This window comes from Nocardioides flavescens (assembly GCF_009823805.1).
Taxonomy (GTDB): domain Bacteria; phylum Actinomycetota; class Actinomycetes; order Propionibacteriales; family Nocardioidaceae; genus Nocardioides; species Nocardioides flavescens.
Map to the genome: position 1 here is coordinate 19,954 of NZ_WUEK01000002.1, position 23,046 is coordinate 42,999.

General features: G+C 72.8%; 24 protein-coding genes. 10 read left to right on the top strand and 14 right to left on the bottom strand.

Annotation, left to right across the window (positions count from 1 at the left end):
* The first annotated feature begins 60 nt into the window (after positions 1-60).
* Positions 61-573, top strand: a complete 513-nt coding sequence (locus GRQ65_RS02825) for a GNAT family N-acetyltransferase (protein ID WP_160875009.1) — start codon at positions 61-63, stop codon at positions 571-573.
* Between the two features lie 26 nt (positions 574-599).
* Here GRQ65_RS02825 and GRQ65_RS02830 read toward each other — a convergent pair whose 3' ends face one another.
* From GRQ65_RS02830 to GRQ65_RS02840, 3 genes are read right to left on the bottom strand one after another with little or no spacing between them, the layout of a single operon-like run.
* The gene (locus tag GRQ65_RS02830) at positions 600-1,445 is read right to left on the bottom strand and encodes a transglutaminase family protein (protein WP_160875011.1); all 846 of its coding nucleotides are present in this window, start codon (positions 1,443-1,445) and stop codon (positions 600-602) included.
* Entirely contained in the window at positions 1,442-2,371 is a 930-nt protein-coding gene (locus tag GRQ65_RS02835; RefSeq protein ID WP_160875013.1) for an alpha-E domain-containing protein, read from the bottom strand. The genes GRQ65_RS02830 and GRQ65_RS02835 overlap by 4 nt, the downstream gene beginning before the upstream one ends.
* Positions 2,365-4,083 (bottom strand): circularly permuted type 2 ATP-grasp protein, encoded by a 1,719-nt coding sequence (locus tag GRQ65_RS02840; RefSeq protein WP_237447667.1) that lies wholly within the window; start codon positions 4,081-4,083, stop codon positions 2,365-2,367. The genes GRQ65_RS02835 and GRQ65_RS02840 overlap by 7 nt, the downstream gene beginning before the upstream one ends.
* Before the next feature lie 53 nt (positions 4,084-4,136).
* Between GRQ65_RS02840 and GRQ65_RS02845 the strand changes: the two genes are divergently transcribed.
* From GRQ65_RS02845 to GRQ65_RS02855, 3 genes are all read left to right on the top strand, one after another.
* On the top strand, positions 4,137-4,367 hold the full coding sequence (locus tag GRQ65_RS02845) for a hypothetical protein (RefSeq protein ID WP_160875015.1): 231 nt from the start codon (positions 4,137-4,139) through the stop codon (positions 4,365-4,367).
* Between the two features lie 14 nt (positions 4,368-4,381).
* On the top strand, positions 4,382-4,648 hold the full coding sequence (locus tag GRQ65_RS02850) for a hypothetical protein (RefSeq protein ID WP_160875017.1): 267 nt from the start codon (positions 4,382-4,384) through the stop codon (positions 4,646-4,648).
* 154 nt (positions 4,649-4,802) lie between these two features.
* Entirely contained in the window at positions 4,803-5,975 is a 1,173-nt protein-coding gene (locus GRQ65_RS02855; RefSeq protein WP_160875019.1) for an AI-2E family transporter, read from the top strand.
* Here the strand turns inward: GRQ65_RS02855 and GRQ65_RS02860 are convergent.
* Complete coding sequence (locus tag GRQ65_RS02860) at positions 5,962-7,158, bottom strand: PQQ-dependent sugar dehydrogenase (RefSeq protein ID WP_202387276.1); 1,197 nt, start codon at positions 7,156-7,158, stop codon at positions 5,962-5,964. The genes GRQ65_RS02855 and GRQ65_RS02860 overlap by 14 nt on opposite strands.
* Positions 7,159-7,652: 494 nt before the next feature.
* Between GRQ65_RS02860 and GRQ65_RS02865 the strand changes: the two genes are divergently transcribed.
* Positions 7,653-8,312, top strand: coding sequence for a hypothetical protein (locus GRQ65_RS02865; RefSeq protein WP_160875021.1), 660 nt, complete (start codon positions 7,653-7,655; stop codon positions 8,310-8,312).
* Positions 8,313-8,412: 100 nt separating this feature from the next.
* Here the strand turns inward: GRQ65_RS02865 and GRQ65_RS02870 are convergent, their stop codons facing one another.
* From GRQ65_RS02870 to GRQ65_RS02900, 7 genes are all read right to left on the bottom strand, one after another.
* A complete protein-coding gene (locus GRQ65_RS02870; protein WP_160875023.1) occupies positions 8,413-9,021 on the bottom strand; it encodes a response regulator in 609 nt (202 codons plus the stop codon).
* Positions 9,018-10,127 (bottom strand): histidine kinase, encoded by a 1,110-nt coding sequence (locus GRQ65_RS23735; protein ID WP_202387278.1) that lies wholly within the window; start codon positions 10,125-10,127, stop codon positions 9,018-9,020. The genes GRQ65_RS02870 and GRQ65_RS23735 overlap by 4 nt, the downstream gene beginning before the upstream one ends.
* Before the next feature lie 50 nt (positions 10,128-10,177).
* Complete coding sequence (locus tag GRQ65_RS02880) at positions 10,178-11,005, bottom strand: ABC transporter permease (RefSeq protein WP_160875025.1); 828 nt, start codon at positions 11,003-11,005, stop codon at positions 10,178-10,180.
* Position 11,006: 1 nt separating this feature from the next.
* Entirely contained in the window at positions 11,007-11,975 is a 969-nt protein-coding gene (locus GRQ65_RS02885) for an ABC transporter ATP-binding protein (protein ID WP_160875027.1), read from the bottom strand.
* A 117-nt stretch (positions 11,976-12,092) separates the two neighbouring features.
* Positions 12,093-12,962: a 3-methyl-2-oxobutanoate hydroxymethyltransferase gene (gene panB / locus GRQ65_RS02890; RefSeq protein WP_160875029.1), complete on the bottom strand. Its 870-nt coding sequence runs from the start codon at positions 12,960-12,962 to the stop codon at positions 12,093-12,095.
* Positions 12,963-12,971: 9 nt separating this feature from the next.
* Complete coding sequence (locus tag GRQ65_RS02895) at positions 12,972-14,147, bottom strand: MFS transporter (protein WP_160875031.1); 1,176 nt, start codon at positions 14,145-14,147, stop codon at positions 12,972-12,974.
* A 31-nt stretch (positions 14,148-14,178) separates the two neighbouring features.
* The gene (locus tag GRQ65_RS02900) at positions 14,179-14,691 is read right to left on the bottom strand and encodes a VOC family protein (protein WP_160875033.1); all 513 of its coding nucleotides are present in this window, start codon (positions 14,689-14,691) and stop codon (positions 14,179-14,181) included.
* 60 nt (positions 14,692-14,751) lie between these two features.
* Here GRQ65_RS02900 and GRQ65_RS02905 point away from each other — a divergent pair, with 60 nt between their 5' ends.
* The 3 genes from GRQ65_RS02905 (at position 14,752) to GRQ65_RS02915 (ending at position 17,749) form a co-directional block, all read left to right on the top strand.
* Complete coding sequence (locus GRQ65_RS02905) at positions 14,752-16,800, top strand: NAD(+) synthase (RefSeq protein WP_160875035.1); 2,049 nt, start codon at positions 14,752-14,754, stop codon at positions 16,798-16,800.
* A gap of 131 nt (positions 16,801-16,931) precedes the next feature.
* Positions 16,932-17,306, top strand: a complete 375-nt coding sequence (locus GRQ65_RS02910; RefSeq protein ID WP_160875037.1) for a hypothetical protein — start codon at positions 16,932-16,934, stop codon at positions 17,304-17,306.
* Positions 17,307-17,344: 38 nt separating this feature from the next.
* Entirely contained in the window at positions 17,345-17,749 is a 405-nt protein-coding gene (locus tag GRQ65_RS02915) for a hypothetical protein (protein ID WP_160875039.1), read from the top strand.
* 194 nt (positions 17,750-17,943) lie between these two features.
* Here GRQ65_RS02915 and GRQ65_RS02920 read toward each other — a convergent pair whose 3' ends face one another.
* Complete coding sequence (locus GRQ65_RS02920) at positions 17,944-19,257, bottom strand: ATP-binding protein (protein ID WP_160875041.1); 1,314 nt, start codon at positions 19,255-19,257, stop codon at positions 17,944-17,946.
* 1 nt (position 19,258) lies between these two features.
* On the bottom strand, positions 19,259-19,945 hold the full coding sequence (locus tag GRQ65_RS02925) for a response regulator (RefSeq protein WP_160875043.1): 687 nt from the start codon (positions 19,943-19,945) through the stop codon (positions 19,259-19,261).
* 57 nt (positions 19,946-20,002) lie between these two features.
* On the opposite strand from GRQ65_RS02925, the gene GRQ65_RS02930 reads away from it, so the two are divergent.
* A complete protein-coding gene (locus GRQ65_RS02930; RefSeq protein ID WP_160875045.1) occupies positions 20,003-20,491 on the top strand; it encodes a hypothetical protein in 489 nt (162 codons plus the stop codon).
* Between the two features lie 105 nt (positions 20,492-20,596).
* Here the strand turns inward: GRQ65_RS02930 and GRQ65_RS02935 are convergent, their stop codons facing one another.
* Positions 20,597-21,361 (bottom strand): OB-fold protein, encoded by a 765-nt coding sequence (locus tag GRQ65_RS02935; protein WP_160875737.1) that lies wholly within the window; start codon positions 21,359-21,361, stop codon positions 20,597-20,599.
* Positions 21,362-21,707: 346 nt separating this feature from the next.
* Here GRQ65_RS02935 and GRQ65_RS02940 point away from each other — a divergent pair, with 346 nt between their 5' ends.
* Positions 21,708-23,045 (top strand): glutamine synthetase family protein, encoded by a 1,338-nt coding sequence (locus GRQ65_RS02940; protein WP_160875047.1) that lies wholly within the window; start codon positions 21,708-21,710, stop codon positions 23,043-23,045.
* Position 23,046 lies beyond the last annotated feature (1 nt).

Below are 23,046 nucleotides of genomic sequence, written 5' to 3' on the forward strand. Positions count from 1 at the left end.
GCCCAGCGACGACAAGGCGACCGCAGGCGGGCCGCAAGGACGAGGGACGAGGCTGGAGCCATGGACACCACCACCTCCCGCTGGCTGCCCGCCGACTGGGCGCACCCGCTCCGGGTGCCGCTGGGCGAGCACCACCACCTGCGCCCCATCCGCGCCACCGACGTCGACCTCGACATGCCCGCCGTCATGGGCAGTCGCGAGCGCCTGTGGGCGACGTACGGCGTCGCGTGGGGCTGGCCGCCGGCCGACATGACCCACGAGGAGGACCGCGTCGACCTCGCGCGCCACGAGGCCGAGATCGAGGCCCACGAGTCGTTCAACTACGCCCTCTTCGATGAGGCGGAGACCGCCCTGCTCGGCTGCGTCTACATTGACCCGCCCGAGCGCGTCGGCGCCGATGCCGAGATCAGCTGGTGGGTCGTCGACGCACTCGTTGGCACCCCGCTCGAGCAGCAGCTCGACGCCTTCGTGCCCCAGTGGGTCGCCGAGGACTGGCCGCTGAGCCGGCCGCGCTACGTCGGCCGCGACCTGACCTGGGACGCCTGGCTCGCGCTGCCCGTGCTGCCGCGCTGACGAGCGGCCCGGGCGGCCCGGGCGCCTCAGGACACCCGGGTGACCTCGACCGAGACGTCGAGACCCCTGGCCTCGGACCCGGAGTAGATGCCGCTGATCGCGGTGACGTCGTCGTGGTCACGGCCGGTGGCCACGACGACGTAGCGGTCGTCGGGCTCGGTGCCGTGGGTGACGTCGTAGGAGCGCCAGCCGTGGTCCCACCACTCCAGCCAGGCGTGCGGGGAGCCGCCGACCGGCTCCCCGACGACGGGCTCGGGTGAGGGGTGCAGCCACCCGGTGACGAACCTGGCGGGGACCCCGAGCGAGCGCAGACCACCGATGGCCAGGTGGGCGGTGTCCTGGCACACCCCGGCGCGCTGGGCCCACGACTCGGCCGCCGTCGAGCCCGCGTGCGTGGCGCCGGGACGGTGCTCGACCTCGCGGCCGAGGAGGTCGAAGAGCTCCGACGCGGCCGCTCCCGGGGTGGCCGCGTCGGCGCGCAGCGTCTCGAGGCGCGAGCTGAGGTCCTCGGGCGGGGCGACGCGGGGCGGGAGCACGAGGTACTCCGTCCACCGGTCCGCCACCTCGCGACCGGCGAGCTCCTCCCAGGTCGCGCTCGGCGCGGCGGCGGGGGAGCGGTTGACCTGCACCGTCGAGGTGGCGGTCACCGTCATCGTCTCGTGCGGGTCGACGACCTCGAACGCCGTCACGTGGTTGCCGAAGTAGTCGCGGTAGTCGTAGGTCCACGGCTTCGGCGAGACCTCGAGGCGCGCGTGCACCACGATCTGCTCCGGCGTGGTCACCGGCGTCAACCGGGCCTGGTTGTACGACGCCACGGCGGGGCCGTCGTAGGAGAACCGGGTCGTGTGCACGACCCGCAGCTGCATGCTCATCCCTGGATCCCCTGCCACGTCATCGCCTCGGCCCCCGCGAAGTAGCGGCGGGTCACCGCCTCGGTCGCGGTCGCGCACGCCACCTGCAGCCGCTCCATCTCCTGCGGGAGGTCCTCGACGAGGTCGGCGAGCGAGCGGTACTCCAGCTCGGCGCGCATCCGCCCGAGCAGCCGCTGCGCGTCGTTCTGGAACCCCGCGCGGGCCGAGGACTCGAGGTTCTCCAGGCACTGCTCGGCGCGGTTGAGCGCGAAGACCACCGAGCGCGGGAAGAGCCGGTCGAGCAGCAGGAACTCCGCCGCCGCGCGCTCGGTCTCGAGGCCGCGGTAGGTCCTGAGGAAGGCCTCGTAGGCGCCGCAGGCGCGCAGGGTCTGCGTCCACGGCGAGGCGCCGCTGCCGGCCTGGGCGGCCGTCGCGACCAGGCGCGAGGTCATGTCGGCGCGCTCGACGCAGCGCCCCAGCATGAGGAAGTGCCAGCCCTCGTCGCGCACGGTCGTGGCGTCGGCGGTGCCGTTGATGAGGGCCGCACGACCGCGCACCCACTGGAAGACCCCCGGCACCCGGCGCTGCTGGAACTGCCCGCTCGGGATGGCGCGGTACGTCGTGTTGATGGCCTCCCACATCGGCACCGACAGCGTCTCGCGAGCCCGTCGCGCGCTCTCGCGGGCCGCGGCGAGCGCGGAGGCGATGGAGGTGGGCGAGGTGGGGTCGAAGCAGAGCCGGTCGTGCACGAGCGCGAGGTCGACCCGTGTCGTCGGCTCCTCCTCGGCGCCCATGATCGACAGCAGGGCGCGGCAGGCGGCGTCCTCGTCGAGCGAGGCGTCCTCGAGGATCAGCTGGGTCTGCACGTCGAGGATGCGCGCGGTGTCCTCGGCGCGCTCGACGTAGCGACCGATCCAGAACATCGACTCGGCGATCCGGCTCAGCACGTGCGTCCCCCGCTCTGCTCAGGTCCCTGCTGCTGTTGCTGGTCGGCCTGGGCGTGCAGGTCGCGCAGGTCACCGAGCGCCGGGCCGACCGGCATCTCCGGGGCCGGTCCCGGTCGGGGCGTCGGGGGTGCGGGTGGGGGCGGGGCCGATTCGGGCGCGGGGTCGTCGACCACGTCGATCTCGTCGATCTCGTCGAGGACGTCGACCACATCGGTCACGTCGACCTCGTCGACCGGATCGGTCACGTCGACCGGATCGGCCCCGCCGACCGCTTCACGCTCGGTCTGGGTGGGACCCGCGAGCACCCACGTGTCCTTCGAGCCGCCGCCGCGCGAGGAGTTCACGATCAGCTCGCCCTCGGCGAGGGCGACCCGGGTGAGCCCGCCGGGCAGCACCCAGACCCGCGAGCCGTCGTTCACCGCGAACGGGCGCAGGTCGACGTGGCGCGGGCCGAGCCGGCCGTCGACGAACGTCGGCACCGTCGACAGCTGCACGACCGGCTGCGCGATCCAGGCACGCGGGTCGTCGAGGACCTTCTGCCGCAGCTCGTCGAGCTCGGTGCGCGAGGCGGCGGGTCCGATGACGATGCCCTTGCCGCCCGAGCCGTCGACGGGCTTGAGGACGAGCTCGTCCAGCCGGTCGAGCACCTCCTCGCGGGCGTCGGCGTCACCCATGCGCCAGGTGTCGACGTTGCGGAGCACGGGCTCCTCGCCGAGGTAGTAGCGGATGACGTCGGGCAGGTAGGTGTAGAGCAGCTTGTCGTCGGCGACGCCGTTGCCGACGGCGTTGGCCAGGCTGACGTTGCCGGCGCGGGCGGCGTCGATGAGACCGGGGACGCCGAGCACCGAGTCGGCGCGGAAGTGCACGGGGTCGAGGAAGTCGTCGTCGATGCGGCGGTAGATCACGTGTACCGGCTCGAGGCCCTTGGTGGTGCGCATCATGACGCGGCCGCGGCGGCACTCGAGGTCGCGGCCCTCGACGAGCTCGACGCCCATCGTGCGGGCCAGCAGTGCGTGCTCGAAGTAGGCGCCGTTGAACACCCCGGGGGTCAGCACCACCACGGTCGGGTCGGTGACGCCCGCGGGGGCGGCTGCGCGCAGCGCCTGCAGCAGCCGCTGCGGGTAGCCCGCGACCGGGCGGATGCGGTGCTCGGCGATCGTCTCGGGCAGCGCGGCGGAGATGGCGCGCCGGTTGGTCATGACGTACGACACGCCCGAGGGCACCCGCACGTTGTCCTCGAGCACCCGGAACTCGCCCGCGTCGTCGCGCACCAGGTCGATGCCCGCGACGTGCACGCGCACGCCGTTGGGTGGACGCACGCCCGCCGCGGCGCGGTGGTAGTGGCTCGACGTGGTCACGACCCGCCGCGGCACGACGCCGTCCTCGAAGACCTGGCCGGTGTCGTAGACGTCGGCGAGGAACCGCTCGAGCGCCTCGACCCGCTGCTGCACCCCGCGCTCGATGACCGAGAACGTGTCCATCTCGATGACCCGCGGGAGGATGTCGAGCGGGAACGCCCGCTCCTCGCCCCCGATGTCGAACGTCACGCCCTGGTCGAGGTAGCCCGCCTGCAGCGCCTCGACGCGCGCGACCAGCTCGGGTGTGGTCAGGTCGGCGAGCGAGCTGCGCAGCCGGGCGTACGGCGGGCGCAGCTGCGCGCCGTCGAACATCTCGTCGTACGCCGGCCCCCGTGAGCCGTAGCCCTCGAACATGGCGTTCACGACCTCGACCCTAGTGGGCTGCGCTACCGGTAGGTTTCGGGAACATGACGTACTACTTCTGCCTCAAGCACCACACGGTCGAGGAGGCCGAGGGGTGCCGGGCCAACAACCGGCTCGGCCCCTACGACACCGAGGCGGAGGCCGCCCGGGCGCTCGAGAAGGTCGAGGAGCGCAACGAGGCCTGGGACAACGACCCCAAGTGGAACGACGACGCGGGCTCCGGGTCAGGCTCGGGGTCAGGCTCCGGCGCAGGGGACTCCTCCGCGGGTTCGTGACCGGCGGCTGACCCGTGGCGATCGTCGAGCGCGAGCGGGCCTCGCCCTGGCCGTTCGTCGCGATGGCCGGGATGGCCGGCTGCTTCTTCCTCTACGCCGCCAGCGTGCTCCTCGCCCCGTGGTGGGCGGTCGCCGCGCTGCTGGCGTTCTGGACCGGCCTGCTCGTCGTCGCCTGCCGCTGGTTCACCCGGCGCCCCCGGCTCTCGGTGGTCCTGCCCGTCGTCGCCCTCGTCGTCTGGTGGGTCGTCCTGCTCGTCGGCGCGGCGCTGCTCGACTGGTGAGGCCCGTCGGGGGTCACGCCACACCGACAGTCGAGGACTGCAGTCACCGGCGAGCGTGCAACTCTGCACATTCGGTTTGAGGCGGGGCACCGGGGCGCCGCGCCACCTTCCGACGTACGCCGCCGAACCACCCCCGAGATCCGAGGTCGACACGATGACTGCCACCCCCCGGCCCACCCGCGAGCAGGCGATCGGCGCCGGTCTGCGCTGGACGTCGGGCTGGTGCCTGCGCTGGCTGCTGATCGCGCTCACGGCGGTCGCGCTGGGCTACGTCGTGCAGTACGCCTGGTCGATCCTGCTGCCGGTGATCCTGGCCCTCATCGTCACCACGGTGCTCGAGGGGCCGGTGCGCCTGCTGGAGCGCTACCTGCGCTTCCCGCCGGCGCTCGCCTCGGCGGTGGTGCTGGTCGGCAGCATCGGCATCCTGGTCGCGATCGCCTTCGCCATCGCCCCCTCGGTCAGCGGGCAGTCCGGCGACATCGTCAAGAGCGCCAACGCCGGTCTGCAGAAGCTCCAGGACTGGGTCCAGGAGAGCGACTTCATCACCCGCAACCAGGTCGACGCGGCGCTGCAGGCCGCTCAAGACCGCGTGCAGTCGAGCGGTGGCGCGATCGCGGCCGGGTTCGTGACCACGGTGGGGGCGGTCAGCTCGGCTGCCATCACCCTCGTCATCACGCTCGTGCTGACGTTCTTCTTCCTCAAGGACGGACGTCGCTTCGTGCCGTGGGCCCGCGGCATCGCCGGTCCCCGGGCCGGGGTGCACGTCGGCGAGGTCCTGCACCGCTCGTGGCGCACCCTCGGCGGGTTCATCCGCACCCAGGCCCTGGTGAGCGCGATCGACGCGGTCTTCATCGGGCTGGGGCTCGTGCTGGTCGGCGTACCCCTCGCGATCCCGCTGGCGATCCTGACCTTCTTCGGCGGCTTCGTGCCGATCGTCGGCGCGGTCGTCGTCGGTGCGCTCGCGGTGCTGGTCGCACTGGTCTCGAACGGCGTGACCGGGGCGCTGATCATCCTCGCCGTGATCTTGGCGGTGCAGCAGCTCGAGGGCAACGTGCTCTCGCCGTGGCTGCAGTCGAAGAGCATGCAGCTGCACGCCGCCGTGGTGCTGCTGTCGGTGACCCTGGGCTCGACGCTGTTCGGGATCACCGGCGCGTTCCTCGCCGTGCCGACCGCCGCCGTCGCGGCGGTCGTGCTGCGCTACCTCAACGAGCAGGTCACGGTCGTGAGCGGCGAGCCGAGCAGGCGGGAGAGGCGGAAGGCGGCGGAAGAGCGGGGCGCCGAGGAGCGCGACGCCGAGGAGCCGGACGCCGAGGTCAGCGAGGGCTGACCCGCAGGATCCGGTCGTTGCCGGCACCGTTGTCGGTCAGCACCAGCAGGCTGGTGCCGTCGGGTACGACGGTCCGGATGCGGCCGTAGGCCCGCAGCGCCTCCGGTGCGCGCTCCGAGCGCAGCCGGCCGCGGTCGTCGAAGCGCAGGAACAGCACCCGCGTCGCCTTCAGGCAGGCCACCGCGAGCGTGCCCCGCAGGGCTCTCCAGGCCCTGGTCGTCGGCACGAACCCGATGCCCGAGGTCGCCAGCGTGCTCGGCCCCGAGCGCCAGCGGGCGCCCCGCTGCTCGCCCGGCAGGGACTGGTCGGTCATCGGGACGGACTCGTCGTAGCCCGGCACGGGGTTCCAGCCGTAGTCGCCGCCGCTCTTGAGCAGGTTGACCTCGTCGTCGCGGTAGCTGCCCTGCTCACCCGACCACAGGCTGCCGTCGCGGCGCTGCGCGAGGCCCTGGACGTTGCGGTGGCCCCAGGTGTGGACCAGGGACCGGTTGCCGCCGGCCGCGACGAACGGGTTGCCCGGCCATCCCGCGCCGGTGAACCGGTCGACGCGCAGCGTCTTGCCGCCGAGCGAGTCGAGGTCCTCGGGGTTGGTGCCGACGGCCGCGTCGCCGGTGCCGACCAGCAGCGAGCCCGCGCGGTCGATCAGCAGCCGGCAGCCGCCGTGGCGCCCCGAGGTCGCCGGGATGCCGCCCACGACCTGCCCCGCCGCGGTCGCGGTGCGCAGCCGCTCGTCGAGCGTCCAGGCGAGCACGCGGACGTCGTGCCCGCCGCCTGCCGTCGTACCGCCCTGGCAGGTGTAGATGCGCCGGTTGCTCGCGAAGTCCGGGTCGACCTCCAGCCCCATCAGCCCCGTCTCGCCCGACACCCACACCTCCGAGCTCGGGAACGCGACCGTGCGGACCTTCCCGCCCTTGAGCACCGACAGCGTCGCCCGGTCCCGCTGGGTGAACAGCACCGCCCCGCCCGGCAGCGGCCGCGCGTCCCACGGGTGGTCGAGGCCCTGGGCGACGGCCTTGATCCGCAGCTTCGGCACCTTCGCCCGGCGTGCCGTCTGCGCCTGCGTCTGAGTCTGGGCCGATCGCTCGGTCCCCGGCCCCGCCGCCTGCGCTCCGCCCTGAGCCAGGCTCGCTACCGTCATCGGCGCCACCAGCGCCACCACCACACCCGCGATCGCCGTACGCATGGTCCACCGTAACGCCGGTCGCCGCTGGGTGGTCCGGACATCGACAGTCGAACTTCCTGGTCACCAGGTGGCCCTGAATGTTGCACAGTCGACGGTCGGGTCGGCGTTCTCCACAGGCGTGCCGCGGCCGGAAGCGCGGCGGGGTGCCAGCGGCGAGCATCGTGCTCATGGGTCTGCAAGCCGATCAGGACGGCGTCATCTCCAGGCAGCAGCTCCTCGCCTCGGGAGAGTTCGAGGACGAAGCGAGCCTGGTGACGACCGTGCGCCGGCGCGTCCGGCGCAAGGAGTGGGCTCGGGTCCTGCCGGGTGTCTTCGTGGACCACACCGGTCCTCTGACCTGGCGGCAGCGTGCTTGGGCCGCGGTCCTGTTCTACGAGCCTGCTGCGCTGGCGGGCCCCTCCGCTCTCCACGCGTGGGGCGTCCGGGGGTACGAGCCGAAGGACAGCGACCCGATCCACGTCTGCATCGACCGCTCCCGCGGGGTGAAGCGTCGCGTGGGGATCCACGTCAGACAGGTCGTCCGGATGGAGACACTGTGCGTGATGGGGGCCGGCATTCCTCGTGAGCGGGTCGAGCACGCGCTCATCGACGTCGCGTCAGCCGAGCGCGGCCTCGACGACTGCGTGGCGAAGCTGGCGGACGCGGTCCAGGACCGGCGGACGACGGCTCCCCGACTGGTCGAGGCGCTCGGTGTCCGCACCCGCTTGCGCCAACGCGCCGTGATGTTGGAGGTGCTCACGGAGATCGGTGCGGGGGTCCGGTCCGCGCTCGAGCATCGGTACCGGGTCGACGTCGAGAGGGCGCACGGCCTGCCGACCGCACTGCGTCAGGCACCGGTGATGGTGGACGGTCGCCGCACCGAGCGGGATGCGTCCTACGACGAGTTCGGCGTGGTGGTCGAGCTGGACGGGCGGGTGGCACACGAGCTCAGCGAGACCCGATGGGCGGATGTCGACCGCGACATCGCCGCTGCGATCTCGGGGCAGATCACCATCCGCCCGGGCTGGCGACACGTCCTCGAACCGTGCCGACTGGCACAGTCGGTCGCCGACCTCCTGACCTCTCGCGGCTGGACGGGCCAGCTCGTCCGCTGCGGACCGGACTGTGCAACTTCTGAGTCACCTGGTGGTCTGAAAGTTGCACAGTCCTCCTGAGCCCCGTCCCAGGAATCGACTGTTGAACTTTCAGTGCCACCAGGTGACCGGAAAGTTCGACTGTCGACTGCCGGGCCGTCGCGAGGCGCTCAGAGCGACCTCAGAGCCACCCGTGACCGTCGGCGGTGATGACGGCCTCGGCGCGGTTGGCGGCGCCGGTCTTGCCGATGGCGGAGGAGAGGTGGTTCCGGACGGTGCCCTCGGAGAGCGAGAGGGCCCGGGCGATGGCGGCGACGGGGGCGCCGCCGCGGGCGGCGCGCAGGACGTCGGTCTCGCGGGGGGTCAGGGGCGACTCGCCGGCGACGAGGGAGTCGGTCGCCAGGGCCGGGTCGACGACGCGCAGGCCGGCGTGGACGCGGCGTACGGCGTCGGCGAGCTGGGCGGCGGGGGTGTCCTTGACGACGAAGCCGGCGGCGCCGGCCTGGAGGGCGCGGCGCAGGTAGCCCGGTCGGCCGAAGGTCGTCACGATGAGCACGCGGGTGGCGGGGCAGGCCGAGCGCACCGAGGCGGTGGCGGCGATGCCGTCGAGACCGGGCATCTCGACGTCGAGCAGGGCGACGTCGGGGCGGTGCTCGAGGACGGCGGGCAGGACGGCGTCGCCGGAGCCGACCTCGGCCACCACCTCGAGGTCGGGCTCGAGGGAGAGCAGGGCCGACAGGGCACCCCGCACCAGTGCCTGGTCGTCGGCGAGCAGCAGCCGGATGCTCACGCGCGCACCACCCGGAGCACGAAGCCGGGGGAGAGGTGCGTCGTCACGACGGTCGCGCCGACGTCGGCGGCGCGCTCGCGCAGCCCCGCGAGCCCCGAGCCGTGGCCGGTGGGCGAGGGGGTGGCGGTGCCGTCGTCGCGCACCTCCGCGCTGGTGGGAGTGAGCCGCACCTCGCAGTGCGAGGCGCGGGAGTGGCGGATGACGTTGGTGACGCCCTCGCGCACCGTCCACGCGAACAGCTCGCGCAGCTCGGTCGGCACCTGGTCGGCCGAGCCCGGCACCTCCGCCGAGATCTCCGCCGCCCGCAGCGCCGCGCGGGCGCGGACCAGCTCGGCGGGCAGGGTGATCTCGCGGTAGCCCTCCACCGCGCGTCGTACGTCGACCAACGCGTCGCGGCTCAGCCGCTCGAGGTCGACGAGCTCGGCGCGGGCGCGCTCGGTGTCGACGTCGAGCAGCTTCTGGGCGAGCTCGGCCTTGACGGTGATCACGGTCAGCGAGTGGCCGAGGATGTCGTGCAGGTCGCGGGCGAAGCGGGTGCGCTCGTTGTCGACGGCGAGGCGGGCGTTCTCGCTCTGGGCCTCGAGGAGGTCGACGTTGCGGCTGATCAGCGCCCGCAGACCGAAGACGGCGAGCGAGGCCGCCATGATGCTGAACGCCGTGCCGATCTGGCTGCCCCAGTCCTCGACCGCCCCCAGCGCGATCGTGCCCACCACGAGGGCCAGCGTCGTCACCGCGGCCACGCGGAACGGGAACGACATCACGCAGCCGACCGCGACGTAGACGGTGCACGCCAGCCCGCTCTCGCCGACGCAGGCCACGACCACGGTCCCGAGCGCGACGAGCGCGGCGAGGTAGCCGAGCGACCACCGCAGCGACGGGTTCGCCACCGGCCGCCACCGCTGCGCGCGGGCCCCGAGCCACAGCGTCATGTAGACGGCCGCGAAGGCGACGACCGCCACCATCCCGACGACCCCGGCGACCGTGTCGCGCCGCGACCAGGCCTGCAGGAGCGGGTCGATGAGGAAGAACAGCCAGATGCAGGCGAACAGGGGCCCCCGACGGCCGATCTGGGCCGGTGGGTCGGAGGCGCGGCCCTCGGACGTCACGCCCAGCAGGGTAGGGCCCGCCTCTGCGGACGCCGTGCTCCCACCCGCGCTCACACCCGCGCCGTGTCCTTGCTCATCCGCCACGCGGCGCCGGCCACGAACAGGGTCAGCCAGGCGACGACGTTGACCACGGCGTACCACGGCAGCTCGCCGGTCAGGGGGGCCCGCGAGACCTCGGCGACACCGAACATCGGGGTCAGCTGGGCGATGTGCCACAGCAGGCTGGAGTGGTCCTGGATCGGGATGAAGACGTTGCCGAGGAACGACAGCAGCGCGAGGCCGGGGCCGAGCACCTGCATGGCGTTCTCGCCGGGCACGAGGTAGCCGACGAAGACGCCGAGGGCGGCGAAGACCATCGTGCAGCCCACCGTCAGCAGGCCGCAGGCGACCCAGCGCGCGACGCTCATCTCGGCGTGGCCCTGCAGGGCACCCGCGACGTTGACGACGGTGACCGCGACGGCGCCCATGACGACCGCGACGAGCGCCTTGGTGCCGACGTAGGCGACCGGCTTCAGCGGTGTGAGCCGCAGCTGGCGCGACCAGCCGAGGGCGCGCTCGCCGCCGACCGAGGCGCCGGCCGCCGAGGCGGTCAGCGCCGCGCCGTAGAGCGCCATCGAGACCATGACGTAGGCCGCGACGTTGCCGTGGCCGACCGAGTCGTCGTAGCCACTGGCGCTCGAGAACGAGAAGAACAGCGCCACCGGCAGCACGAGCGCGAAGACCAGGGTGCGCCGGTTGCGCAGGAGCCGCCTGAGCTCGATGCGCAGCACCGTCGTGTTGAAGCCGCCGTACGCCGGCACGCGGCGCTGCGGGACGGAGCCCGGGACGGAGCCGGGGACGGAGGGGGCGGCGGAGGGGGTCGTGCTCAGGGTCGTCATCTCAGGACTCCTGCGTCGTCGAGGTCGAACGGTGGGTGAGGCTCACGAACGCGTCCTCGAGCCCCTTGGAGGTGATCTCGAGGTCGTGGGCCGCGGTCTGGGTGAGCAGGTGGCGGGCGACGACGTCGCTGTCGCTCGTGTGGACGAGCACGGTCTCGCCGCGCACCTCGACCCCGTCGACCCCGGGCAGGCCCGCGAGCCGGTCGGACGCCGCGGTGTCGAGGCCGGGCACGGTGGCGCGCACCGAGCGGCCCGAGGTGAGCGCGCGGATCTGCGCGCCGGTGCCGTCGGCGACGATGCGGCCCTCGGCGACGAGGACGATGCGGTCGGCGTACTGGTCGGCCTCCTCGAGGTAGTGCGTCGCGAAGAGGACGGTGCGGCCCTGCTCGGCGTCGCGGCGGATCGCCGACCAGAACGCACGGCGGCCCTCGACGTCCATGCCCGTCGTGGGCTCGTCGAGCAGCAGCAGCGCGGGGTCGGGCAGCAGCGCCATCGCGAACCGCAGCCGCTGCTGCTCGCCCCCGGAGCACGTGCCGACGCGCCGGTCCGCGATGCCGGTGATGCCGGCGTCCTCGAGGACGTCGGCGACCGGCCGGGTGTCGGCGAACAGGCTCGCGGTGTAGGCGACGGTCTCGCGGACGGTGAGGTCCTTGAGCAGGCCCCCGGTCTGCATCACGGCGGAGACGAGCCCGCGGGCGATCGCCTGCCGTGGCTCGAGCCCGAGCACCTCGGCGGTGCCGCTGGTGGGGCGGGAGAGCCCGAGGACCATGTCGATGGTCGTGGTCTTGCCGGCACCGTTGGGGCCGAGGAACGCGACGACCTCGCCCTGCTGGAGCTCGAGGTCGATGCCGCGCACCGCCTCGACGGAGCCGAAGGACTTGGTGACGCCCCGCAGCGACACGGCCGGCACGGGGGCCGTGCCGGTCCCGGCCGGCGCCGCTAGCTGGGTGACGAGTGGGGTGGTGGTCATGACGACCACGCTCCCGCCGTACGCCGGCCCGCGCCTCGCCCGGGCGTCACGACGTCGTCGTGACATCCGTCAGGGGTGGCGGTGCGCTCCCGGTGCCCCCGGCCCGTAGGGCGGGGCTCAGAACGTGTGCTCGGGCCCCGGGAAGGTGCCGGCGCGCACGTCGTCGGCGTAGTCGCGGGCGGCCTGGAGCAGGACGCCGTGCACGTCGGCGTACTGCTTGACGAAGCGCGCCATCGTGCCGGTGCGCAGGCCGAAGGCGTCCTGCCAGACCAGCACCTGGCCGTCGCACTCCGCGCCGGCGCCGATGCCGATCGTGGGGATGCTCAGCGCGCGGGTCACCTCGCCGGCGACGTCGCCCGGCACCATCTCCATGACGACGGCGAACGCACCGGCGCCCTGCACGGCCTCGGCGTCGGCGAGCACGCGGGCCGAGGTCTCGCCGCGGCCCTGGACGCGGTAGCCGCCGAGGGCGTGCTCGCTCTGCGGGGTGAAGCCGATGTGGGCCATCACGGGGATGCCGCCGCGGGTGAGCCGCTCGATCTGCGGCACCATCTCGACGCCGCCCTCGAGCTTGACGCAGTGCGCGCCGCCCTCCTTCATGAACCGCGCGGCGGTGAGGTAGGCCTGCTCGGGGGAAGCCTGGTAGCTCCCGAACGGCAGGTCGCCGACGACCAGGGCGCGGCGGGCACTGCGGCTCACCGCGCGGGTCAGCGGGATGAGCTCGTCGACCGTGACCGGCAGCGAGGTCTCGTTGCCGAAGACGTTGTTGGAGGCGCTGTCGCCGACGAGGAGCACGTCGATGCCGGCCTCGTCGAACGTCGCCGCGGCGTACTGGTCGTAGGCGGTGAGCATCGAGAACCGCTCGCCGCGCTCCTTCATCTCGCGCAGGTGGTGGGTGCGCACCCGCTTGGGGCGGGGGGTGCCGGCGGACGGGGACGGGGCCGCCGGGCCGGTGCCGTAGGGAGCGGGCTCTTCGGGCGTGCTCATCCCTCCACGCTAGTGCGGACGGGCGCCGCTCGGTCCGGGCCGTCCTGAGACGGTGATCACGCCGAGGCAGACGACGGCGACGGCGGCCGCGACGCCGAGGGCTCCTCGGTCGGTCAGTCCCAGTCCGGCGAGGCCGCCGAGGAGGTACGGCGTGGCGAAGCCGAGGTAGGTCAGGGCGTAGAAGACCGCGACCGTGGCGCCGCGCTGGTCGGGCGGCGAGAGCCGCTCGGTCTCGCGCAGCCCCGAGACGAGGCAGCAGCCGTAGGCGAAGCCGAAGACCGGCGCCGCCACGAGCAGCAGCCAGCGGTGCTCGAGCGTCAGTGCCACGACGCCGAGGCCGGTGCCGAGGAGCGTGGCCACCAGCGCCGCCTGGCCCGCGAGGAGTGGTCGCCGGTCGTCGAGGCGACGCGCGAGCGGCTGCACGAGCACACCCGTGCCGAGCGAGATCCCGGCCAGCACCCCCGCGAAGGCCACCGCGCCGCTGCTCGACCCTCCGATCTCCCCGGGCAGGTAGGCCAGCGACAGCGACGCGCTCGCGAACACCCACGGCGCCAGCGGCACCACCAGGGTCACGAACCGTCGCGTGCGTGTCACCGCCGGCAGGCTGAGCAGCGGTCGTCGGACGGCGGCCGGGGGAGCGACGTCGCGCACCGGGACGACCAGCGCGAGGGCGACCACGGCCAGGACGAGGTGGGGGACGTAGGGGACGGTCAGGGGGTACGCCGAGACCTCGGCCACCAGCCCCGCCACCAGCGGCCCGAGCCCGAAGCCGGCCGAGAGCGCGACCGCCGCGCGGCGGGCGCCCGCGCCGGGTGCCTCGTCCGCGGACAGCTCGCTGACCCAGGCGCTCGCGGCGCTGAAGACCACGCCCGAGCAGACCCCGGCGAGCAGCCGCGCCAGGGTCAGCCCGAGCGTCGAGTGGTGGGCCACGATGAGCAGCACCGTCGCCACCGGCGACAGGGCCACGGCGGGCAGCACGACCGCCCGGCGGCCCCAGCGGTCCGAGGCCCCGCCGCCGAGGAGCAGCGCCGGGACCAGCCCCGCGGCGTACACGCCGAAGAGGAAGGCGCGCGTCTGCGTCGACATGCCGAGTTCGTCGCGGTAGGCCACGAGCATCGGCGCGAACTGGTTGGCGCCCCACCCGACGGCGAACATCGCCAGGGCCACCCGCTGCCACTGCCTCACCGCGCGCTCACGAGACGACGGTAGAAGAGGCTCAGCCCACGCCGGCGACCGCCTCCTCGAGCTCGGAGACGACGATGCGCCGCATCCGCAGCATCGCCTCGACCGCGGCGTTCGCGCGCACCGGGTCGGGATCGGAGACGAGCTCGAAGAGGCGCCGGGGCACGATCTGCCACGACAGCCCGAAGCGGTCCTTGAGCCAGCCGCAGGCCGACTCCGCGCCACCGTCGGCGGTGAGGGCGTCCCAGTAGCGGTCGACCTCCGCCTGGTCCGCGCAGGTCACCGAGAACGAGATCGTCTCGGTGAAGCCGGCGAACTGCGGACCGCCGTTGATGCCGCGGAAGGTGAGCCCCATCAGCGTGAACTCTCCGGCCATCACCGTGCCGGGGACGCCGGGGCCGGCCTCGCCGTGGCGGGTCAGGTGTCCGAGGGAGGAGTCCGGGAAGACCGACGTCCAGAACGTCGCCGCCTCCTCGAGGTCGTCGTCGAACCACAGGCAGGGGCTGATGCGGGAGCCGCCGTCGATGCTGGGGGGTGTGCTGGTCATGCGACCTCAGACCCCCCGCGGGGCGACGACTCATCGATGCCGCGTCAATAGAGTGAGTCCGTGGACTTCTGGTCGGCCTACGCCCACGGCTTCGCCCGCGTGGCGGCCTGCACCCTCGACACCGCGCTCGCCGACCCGGCGACCAACGTCGCCTCGGTTCTCACCGAGGCCCGGGGCTGCCACGAGGATGGCGTCGCGGTCGCCGTGTTCCCCGAGCTGTGCCTGACCGGCTACTCGATCGACGACCTGTTCCTCCAGGACACCCTGCTGCGCGCCGTCGGCGACGCGCTGGAGGTCCTCGTGGAGGGCTCGCGCGACCTGCTCCCGGTGCTCGTCGTCGGGGCACCGCTGGTCTGGGGCAACCGGGTGCTGAACTGCGCGGTCGTCGTGCACCGCGGCCGGGTGCTGGGGGTCGCGCCGAAGAGCAACCTGCCGACCTACCGCGAGTTCTACGAGCGGCGCTGGTTCGCCCCCGGTGACGACGTGCGCGGCACGATCGTGGTCGCCGGCCAGGAGGTGCCGATCGGGCCGGACCTGATCTTCGAGGCCACCGACGTCACCGGGCTGCAGATGCACGTCGAGGTCTGCGAGGACATGTGGGTGCCGGTGCCGCCGAGCGCGGAGGCCGCGCTCGCCGGCGCCACGGTGCTGGCCAACCTCTCGGGCAGCCCGATCACCGTCGGGCGCGCCGAGGACCGCAAGCTGCTCGCGCGCAGCGCGTCGTCGCGCTGCCTCGCGGCCTACGTCTACGCCGCGGGCGGGCAGGGCGAGTCGACCACCGACCTGTCGTGGGACGGCCAGACGATGGTCTGGGAGATGGGGCAGCTGCTCGCCGAGGCCGACCGCTTCCCGCAGGGCGCCCAGCGCGCCGTCGCCGACGTCGACCTCGACCGGCTGCGCCAGGACCGGCTGCGCACCGGCACCTTCGACGACAACCGGCGTACCCACGCCGACCGGGTCTCGTCGTTCCGCCGGGTGCGCTTCGAGCTCGGCGCGCCGACCGGCGACATCGGGCTGCGGCGCAAGCTGGACCGCTTCCCGTTCGTGCCCGACGACGTCGAGCGGCTCGCCCAGGACTGCTACGAGGCCTACAACATCCAGGTCTCGGGTCTCGAGCAGCGACTGCGCGCCATCGGCGGTGGGACCTGGCACCCCAAGGTCGTCATCGGCGTCTCGGGCGGTCTCGACTCGACCCACGCGCTGATCGTCGCCGCCAACGCGATGGACCGGCTCGGACGTCCGCGCTCCGACATCCTCGCCTTCACACTGCCGGGCTTCGCGACGACCGAGACGACCAAGGGCAACGCCGTGCGGCTCATGGAGTCGCTCGGCACCACCCACGAGACCATCGACATCACCCCCGCGGCGCGGCAGATGCTCGCCGACCTCGGCCACCCCTTCGCCGACGGCGAGGAGGTCTACGACGTGACGTTCGAGAACGTCCAGGCCGGGCTGCGCACCGACTACCTCTTCCGTGCCGCCAACCAGCGCGGCGGCATCGTGCTCGGCACCGGTGACCTCTCCGAGCTCGCGCTCGGCTGGTGCACCTACGGGGTCGGCGACCAGATGTCGCACTACAACGTCAACGCCGGCGTCCCGAAGACCCTCATCCAGCACCTCATCCGCTGGGTCGTCGAGACCGACCGCTTCGACGACGAGACCGACGCGGTGCTCGGCGAGATCCTCGCCCAGGAGATCTCCCCGGAGCTGGTCCCGGCCCGCGAGGGCGAGCGGCCGCAGAGCACCGAGGAGAAGGTCGGGCCGTACTCCCTGCAGGACTTCACGCTCTTCCACGTGCTGCGCTACGGCTTCGCGCCCTCCAAGATCGCCTTCCTCGCCTGGCACGCCTGGCACGACGCCGAGGCGGGGGAGTGGCCGCCCGGGTTCCCGGAGGGCTCGCGCGCGGCGTACGACCTGGCGAGCGTGCGGCACTGGCTCGAGGTCTTCGCCACCCGCTTCTTCGCCAACCAGTTCAAGCGCTCCGCGCTGCCCAACGGCCCCAAGGTCTCGGCCGGCGGCACCATGTCGCCACGGGGCGACTGGCGGATGCCCTCCGACGCCTCCGCCGCGGCGTGGCTCGCCGAGCTGGAGCACGTGCCGACCGCCTGAGGTCCTCCGCGGATCCTTTGCCTCTCCTTAGCCGACGGCTGGAGCTGGGTTAGCGGCACCCGGGAGACCGTGGGGGCACAGGGTCGCGCAGTGGTGCGCGAGCCCGCCCCACGGACTCACGGAGGACCACCATGAAGAAGGCCCTGCTCGCGCTCGCCGCGGTCGTCGTCGTCGCCGCGATCGGCGTCGGTGCGTGGATCGCCGTCGGCGGCGACGGCGAGGCGGTCGCGCGCGACACCTGCGACGGCCGCACCACCGAGCTGGCGGTCGAGGAGGACGACGGCGCCCTCGAGGTGTCGTTCGAGCTGCAGTCGACCGCACCCGGCGAGACGTGGACCGTCTCTCTCGTCCAGGGCGGCACCACCCTGCTCGAGGGTGAGCGCACCACCGACGAGGACGCCGAGCTCGACCTCGACGCGCCCGCCGACTCCAACGGCGACCGGGAGTTCACGGCCACCGCGACCTCCGCCGACGGCACCACCTGCACCGCCACCGTCACCCGCTGACCGCTGCGCCCCACCACCCACCACCTCAGGAGAACTCTGTGAACACCTCGGCGAAGACCACCGCCCTGCTCGCTGCCTCGACCCTGCTCGCCGCTCCCCTCGCCACCGTCGCCCTCACCGCCGCGCCGTCGAGCGCCGCACCGGCCGACCGCGAGAAGCGCGGCACCTGCGCCGGCGGCACCTACGAGCTCCAGGCCGAGCGCGAGGACGGCGGCTACGAGGTCACCGTCGACCTCGACCGCCTCGCCCCCGGCTCGCAGTGGAAGGTCGTCCTGCGCCACGAGGGCAAGCGCGTCGCCGCCGTCACCCGCACCGCCGACGCCGAGGGCGACGTCGAGCTCGAGGCGTTCCGCAAGGGCACCCCCGGCCCCGAGACCTTCTCGTTCCGCGCCACCCCCGTCGGCGGCGGCAAGGGTTGCGCGGCGACCGTCCGCCTGGCCTGACTGGTTCCCACCCGACCCCCGTCGGAGCTCGCGCTCCGGCGGGGGTCTCGTGCTGTCCGGGGCTCCGTCGCGCGGCGGGCCGGGCTGGGGGAGCGGTGCCTGGGCAACCGCTCTGGTGGTGTAGGAGGTTGCTGGGGCACCGCCGCCCCGGGCCGTCCGCGCCGGGCCGTCCACGACCCGAGCCGCGAGCAGCCTCAGGCCGGGCCCAGCTCGACGATGACCCGCGCGCCGCCGTACGCCGAGGTGCCCAGCGTCAGAGCGCCCCCTGACTCGGTCGCGGTGCGCTCGACGATGGCGAGGCCCAGCCCGGTGGAGCCGGCGCCGGAGGCGCCACGGGCGACGACGTCGAGGTCGGCGGGCCACCCGGGCCCGCCGTCGTCGACGGTGAGCGCGACGCCGCCTCCGGAGCGGGCGGCGAGCGTGACGGAGACCGGGGCGGCGTCGGGGGAGTGGCTGAAGACGTTGTCGAGGAGCACGTCGACCGTCGCGGCGAGGTCCTCGGCCGAGGCCCGCACCGCCACCGGACCCTCCGTGGAGACCGACAGGGCGAACGGGCGCCCCTGGTCCTCCGCCAGCGGCGCCCAGAACTCCACCCGCTCGGTCAGCGTCCCCACCGCGTCGGCCGACGGGGCCAGGCCCTCGCGCTCGGAGCGCCGCGCCTCGCGGACGACGTGGTCGACCATCGCCTGGAGCTCGTCGAGGTCGCCGCCGAGGCGCGCGCGGTCCTCGGCGGAGGCCAGTCCGTCGACGCGCAGCCGCAGCGCGGTGATCGGGGTGCGCAGGCGGTGGGAGACGTCGGCGACGCCCGCCCGCTCCCGCGCGAGAAGCACCTCGATCCGCTCGACCAGCCGGTTCATCGCGCTCGCGAGCTCGCGCACCTCGTGGGGTCCGGACGGCTCGACCGGCTCGGGGCGGGTGCCCTCGCCCAGCCGGCCGGCGTACGCCGCGAGCGCGCGGATCGGCTGCACGAACGAGCGCCCCAGCCGGTCCGCCAGCGCCAGCGCGCCCGCGAGCAGGACCAGACCCAGGACCAGCAGCACCAGCCAGCTGCGCAGGATGCCCGACTCGGTCCAGCCGGGCTCCTCGACCACGACGCGGATGACCGGGGTGTCCTCGGGGGCGGCGCTGCTCGCGCCGAGCGAGACCGGCACCAGGAACTCCGCCCCGCCCTCGACGTCGTCGAGCCGCGCCCGCCCGGTCAGCCGCGAGTCGACGACGCGGTAGTCCTCGCCCGGGTCCGGTCCGAGGTCGCGTCCGGAGCACTGCCCCGGCGGGTAGAGCACCGTGGTGTCCGTGCCGGAGTCGCGGTTGATGCGCGAGAGGTAGTTCTGCACCGCACCGCAGTCCTGACCTGAGACGACGGTCTCGGTGGCCTGCACCTCCAGAGCGGCGCGCGAGAGCCGGTCCTCCAGGGCGTAGCCGCGCAGGAGCAGGGCCATCGGCACCAGCATCGCCAGCAGCACCATCGCCACCGCCGCCGCGACGGTGGTGCTGAGCCGACGGCGCACGTCAGGTCCCGGGCGCGGACAGGCGGATGCCGACGCCGCGCACCGAGTGCAGGTAGCGCGGCTCGGACGCCGACTCGCCGAGCTTGCGGCGCAGCCACGACAGGTGCACGTCGACGGTCTTGTCGGAGCCGCCCCACGCCTGCTGCCACACCTCGACGAGCAGCTCCTTCTTGGTCACCACCTCGCCCGCGCGCTCGGCGAGGTGGCGCAGCAGGTCGAACTCGCGGGGGCTCAGCTCGACCTCCGCGCCGTCGAGCGTCGTACGACGCGCGGCCGGGTCGATCTCGAGCCCGCCCACGACGATCTGCTGGCGCGGCGACCGCCCGCCCGCCGTACGCCGCAGGACCGCGCGGATCCGGGCCTCGAGCTGGGCGGTCGTGTAGGGCTTCACGACGTAGTCGTCGGCACCGGCGTCGAGGCAGCCCACCAGCGACGGGTCGTCGTCGCGCGCGCTGGCGACGATGACCGGCACCTCGCTGACGGCGCGCAGCATCGAGAGCACCTGCGTGCCGTCGACGTCCGGCAGCCCGAGGTCGAGGACCACGATGTCGGGGCGGTGCTCGACGGCCTGCTGCAGCCCGGTCATCCCCGTCGTGGCCGAGGCGACGGCGTACCCCCGCTCGCCGAGCGAGCGCATGACCAGCGGACGGATCCGGTCGTCGTCCTCGATGATCAGCACCTGCACCACGCCCCTGAACCTACTGACTTGCCCTGCAGGCCACCGCGCATCCGGCACGATGCAGGGGTGGCAGCCAGTGAACGCCGGGACGAGGGCCAGGTGCGCCGCGCCCTCGCGTGGGTGCTGGCGTGGCTGCTCGCCGCTGCGCTGGCGGTCACCGTCGGTGTCCTCGCGGTCTCCTCGCTCGGGGCGAGCATCCGCGACCGTGGCCCCATCGGCGACAACGAGCTGATCCGTCAGGCCGACGTCGACGAGGGCGGCGGCTCCGTCGACGGCACGGTCGACGACGGCGCCGAGCCGGTGCAGCGCACGTTCACCGACGAGTTCGGCTCCTTCGTCGTCGAGTGCCGCGGGGTCTACGCCAACGGCGTCTCGACCGCTCCCGACACCGCAGCCGGCTGGCAGGTGGTGACCTTCGAGCGCGGACCCGACGACGACGTCGACGCGGTCTTCCTCAACGGCGACACCTCGATCGACGTCGAGGTCTTCTGCGACCGCGGTCAGCCCACGATCGCCGAGGTCGAGCGCCACGTCCTCACCGAGGACGACGACTGAAAGAGCCCCGCGCTCCGGCGTTCGTGACGCTCGACCATTCGACCTCCCAGACAGCGGACGGTCGCGAGACCGAGCGTGTCCGGCAACGACGTCGAGCGGTGCCCGCTAAGCGAGCGAGCAGTCCTTGATCTCGACACCTAGGTCACCGCCGTCGTCAAAGTCACCGAGCACGGTGACGGCGTCACCCTTGTTCAGCGTTGCGAGTTCGTCGGTCGACATGTCATTGCAGTTCACCGTGAAGATCTCGTACTCGCCGCCGCCACCGAGTCGGAGGACGTACTTGTCTTCGTCGAACAGCGCCGTGTCGATCTTGTCGACCACACCCGAGACCTTCACGGTTTTGCCTTTGTACTTCGCGTCAGCGGCCAGCTCGTTGTCCGCGAATTCCTGAAGCATCGCGCTTGCCTTGACTGCAACCGGCTTGTCGGCTGGCTTCTCCTCGGCGGGCTGACTGGCCTTCGTGGGTTCCGTCGTCGGTTCAACTGCGTCCGCGGACTCGTCGCCGGCGGACGGCGCCTCGGAGCTAGGGGTGCTGGCAACGGTTGAGGAACCGCTGGTGGTGTCGGTTGCGGTTTCACTCCCGTCGTCGCCGCCGCCTCCGAGTGCAGAGCCAGCCACGACGAGGACGACGAGGGCCATCGGGATGATGAACCGCTTCTTCTTGAACCACGGTCGCGATGCCTTCGCGTAGGCCTTCGCTGCCTTGGCGTCAGCCTTCGGATTGCCGGTCTGCTGATAGCCGGTCGGCCCAGGCTGAGGCCCGCGGGGGCGTGTCTGCTCAGTCCATGCGCTGCCGTCCCAGAACCTCTCCTGGTTCGGGTTCGAACTGTCCGGGAACCATCCTGAGGGCGTGCCGCTGCTGTTGCTCATGTTCTCCCCGTGTGAATGCGGTCGACTCCGTTGCCAACCAAGAGTTGACGGGACACTAACGTCAAACACGTGTGATTAGTGCTGATTCGGGTTCGCGGGTTATCTCGCCCGTGTCGCGGCGATGCGATGACCGTGATCGCGACCCCGACCTACCGCCTAGAAGTTCACCGCGCCCAGTTGTCTGTGGACGTCAGATCGCGACGACGACGGACCGGCCCTGATGGCGTCTCAGAGACGACGTCCTGTCTCTGGCCACATTCCGTGGAGGAGTGGTTTCGAGACGGTCGTTGCACGACCTCCTCAACCAGCGGTGGGCCTGTCGGGCCCCACCCCTAGGCTGGCGCCCATGGGCAAGCAAGAGGACTTCGTGCTCCGGGCGCTCGAGGAGCGCGACGTCCGGTTCGTGCGGCTGTGGTTCACCGACGTGCTGGGGTTCTTGAAGTCGGTGGCGGTCGCGCCGGCCGAGCTCGAGGGGGCCTTCGCGGAGGGGATCGGCTTCGACGGCTCGGCCATCGAGGGGTTCGCGCGGGTCTACGAGTCCGACATGCTCGCGATGCCCGACCCCTCGACGTTCCAGATCCTGCCGTGGCGCGGTGAGGGACCGAGCACCGCGCGGATGTTCTGCGACATCGTGATGCCCGACGGCTCGCCGTCGTACGCCGACCCGCGGTTCGTGCTCAAGCGCACGCTGGGGCGGGCGGCAGAGAAGGGGTTCACCTTCTACACCCACCCCGAGATCGAGTTCTACCTCTTCCGCGACAGCCCCGAGCAGGGCGAGGAGCCGGTGCCGGTCGACCGCAGCGGCTACTTCGACCACACGGCGCAGTCCAAGGGCGCCGACTTCCGCCGCGAGGCGATCACCATGCTCGAGTCGATGGGCATCTCGGTGGAGTTCAGCCACCACGAGGGCGGCCCGGGTCAGCAGGAGATCGACCTGCGGTACGCCGACGCGCTCTCGACCGCCGACAACATCATGACCTTCCGCACCGTCATCCGGGAGGTCGCGCTCGGTCAGGGCATCTGGGCCAGCTTCATGCCCAAGCCGTTCACCACCCACCCGGGCTCGGGGATGCACACCCACGTCAGCCTCTTCGAGGGTGACCAGAACGCCTTCTACGAGGCCGGCGCGGAGTACCAGCTCTCGCGCACCGGTCGCCAGTTCATCGCCGGCATCCTCCACCACGCCGCCGAGATCAGCGTGGTGACCAACCAGTGGGTCAACAGCTACAAGCGGATGATGTTCGGCGGCGAGGCGCCGTCGTACGTCTGCTGGGGCCACAACAACCGCTCGGCGATGGTCCGGGTGCCGATGTACAAGCCCAACAAGGGCCAGTCGACCCGCGTCGAGCTGCGCACCATCGACGCCGCGTGCAACCCCTACCTCGCCTACGCCGTGGTGCTCGCGGCCGGGATGCGCGGGATCGAGGAGGGCCTCGAGCTGCCGCGTGAGGCCGAGGACGACGTGTGGTCGCTGACCGAGCGTGAGCGCACCAGCCTCGGCATCGAGCCGCTGCCCAAGAGCCTCAACGAGGCCATCGAGATCGCCGAGCGCTCCGAGCTGCTCGCCGAGACCCTGGGCGAGCACGTCTTCGACTTCTTCCTGCGCAACAAGCGCGCGGAGTGGGACGAGTACCGCGGTCAGGTCTCGGCCTTCGAGCGCGACCGGATGCTGCCGGTCCTCTGAC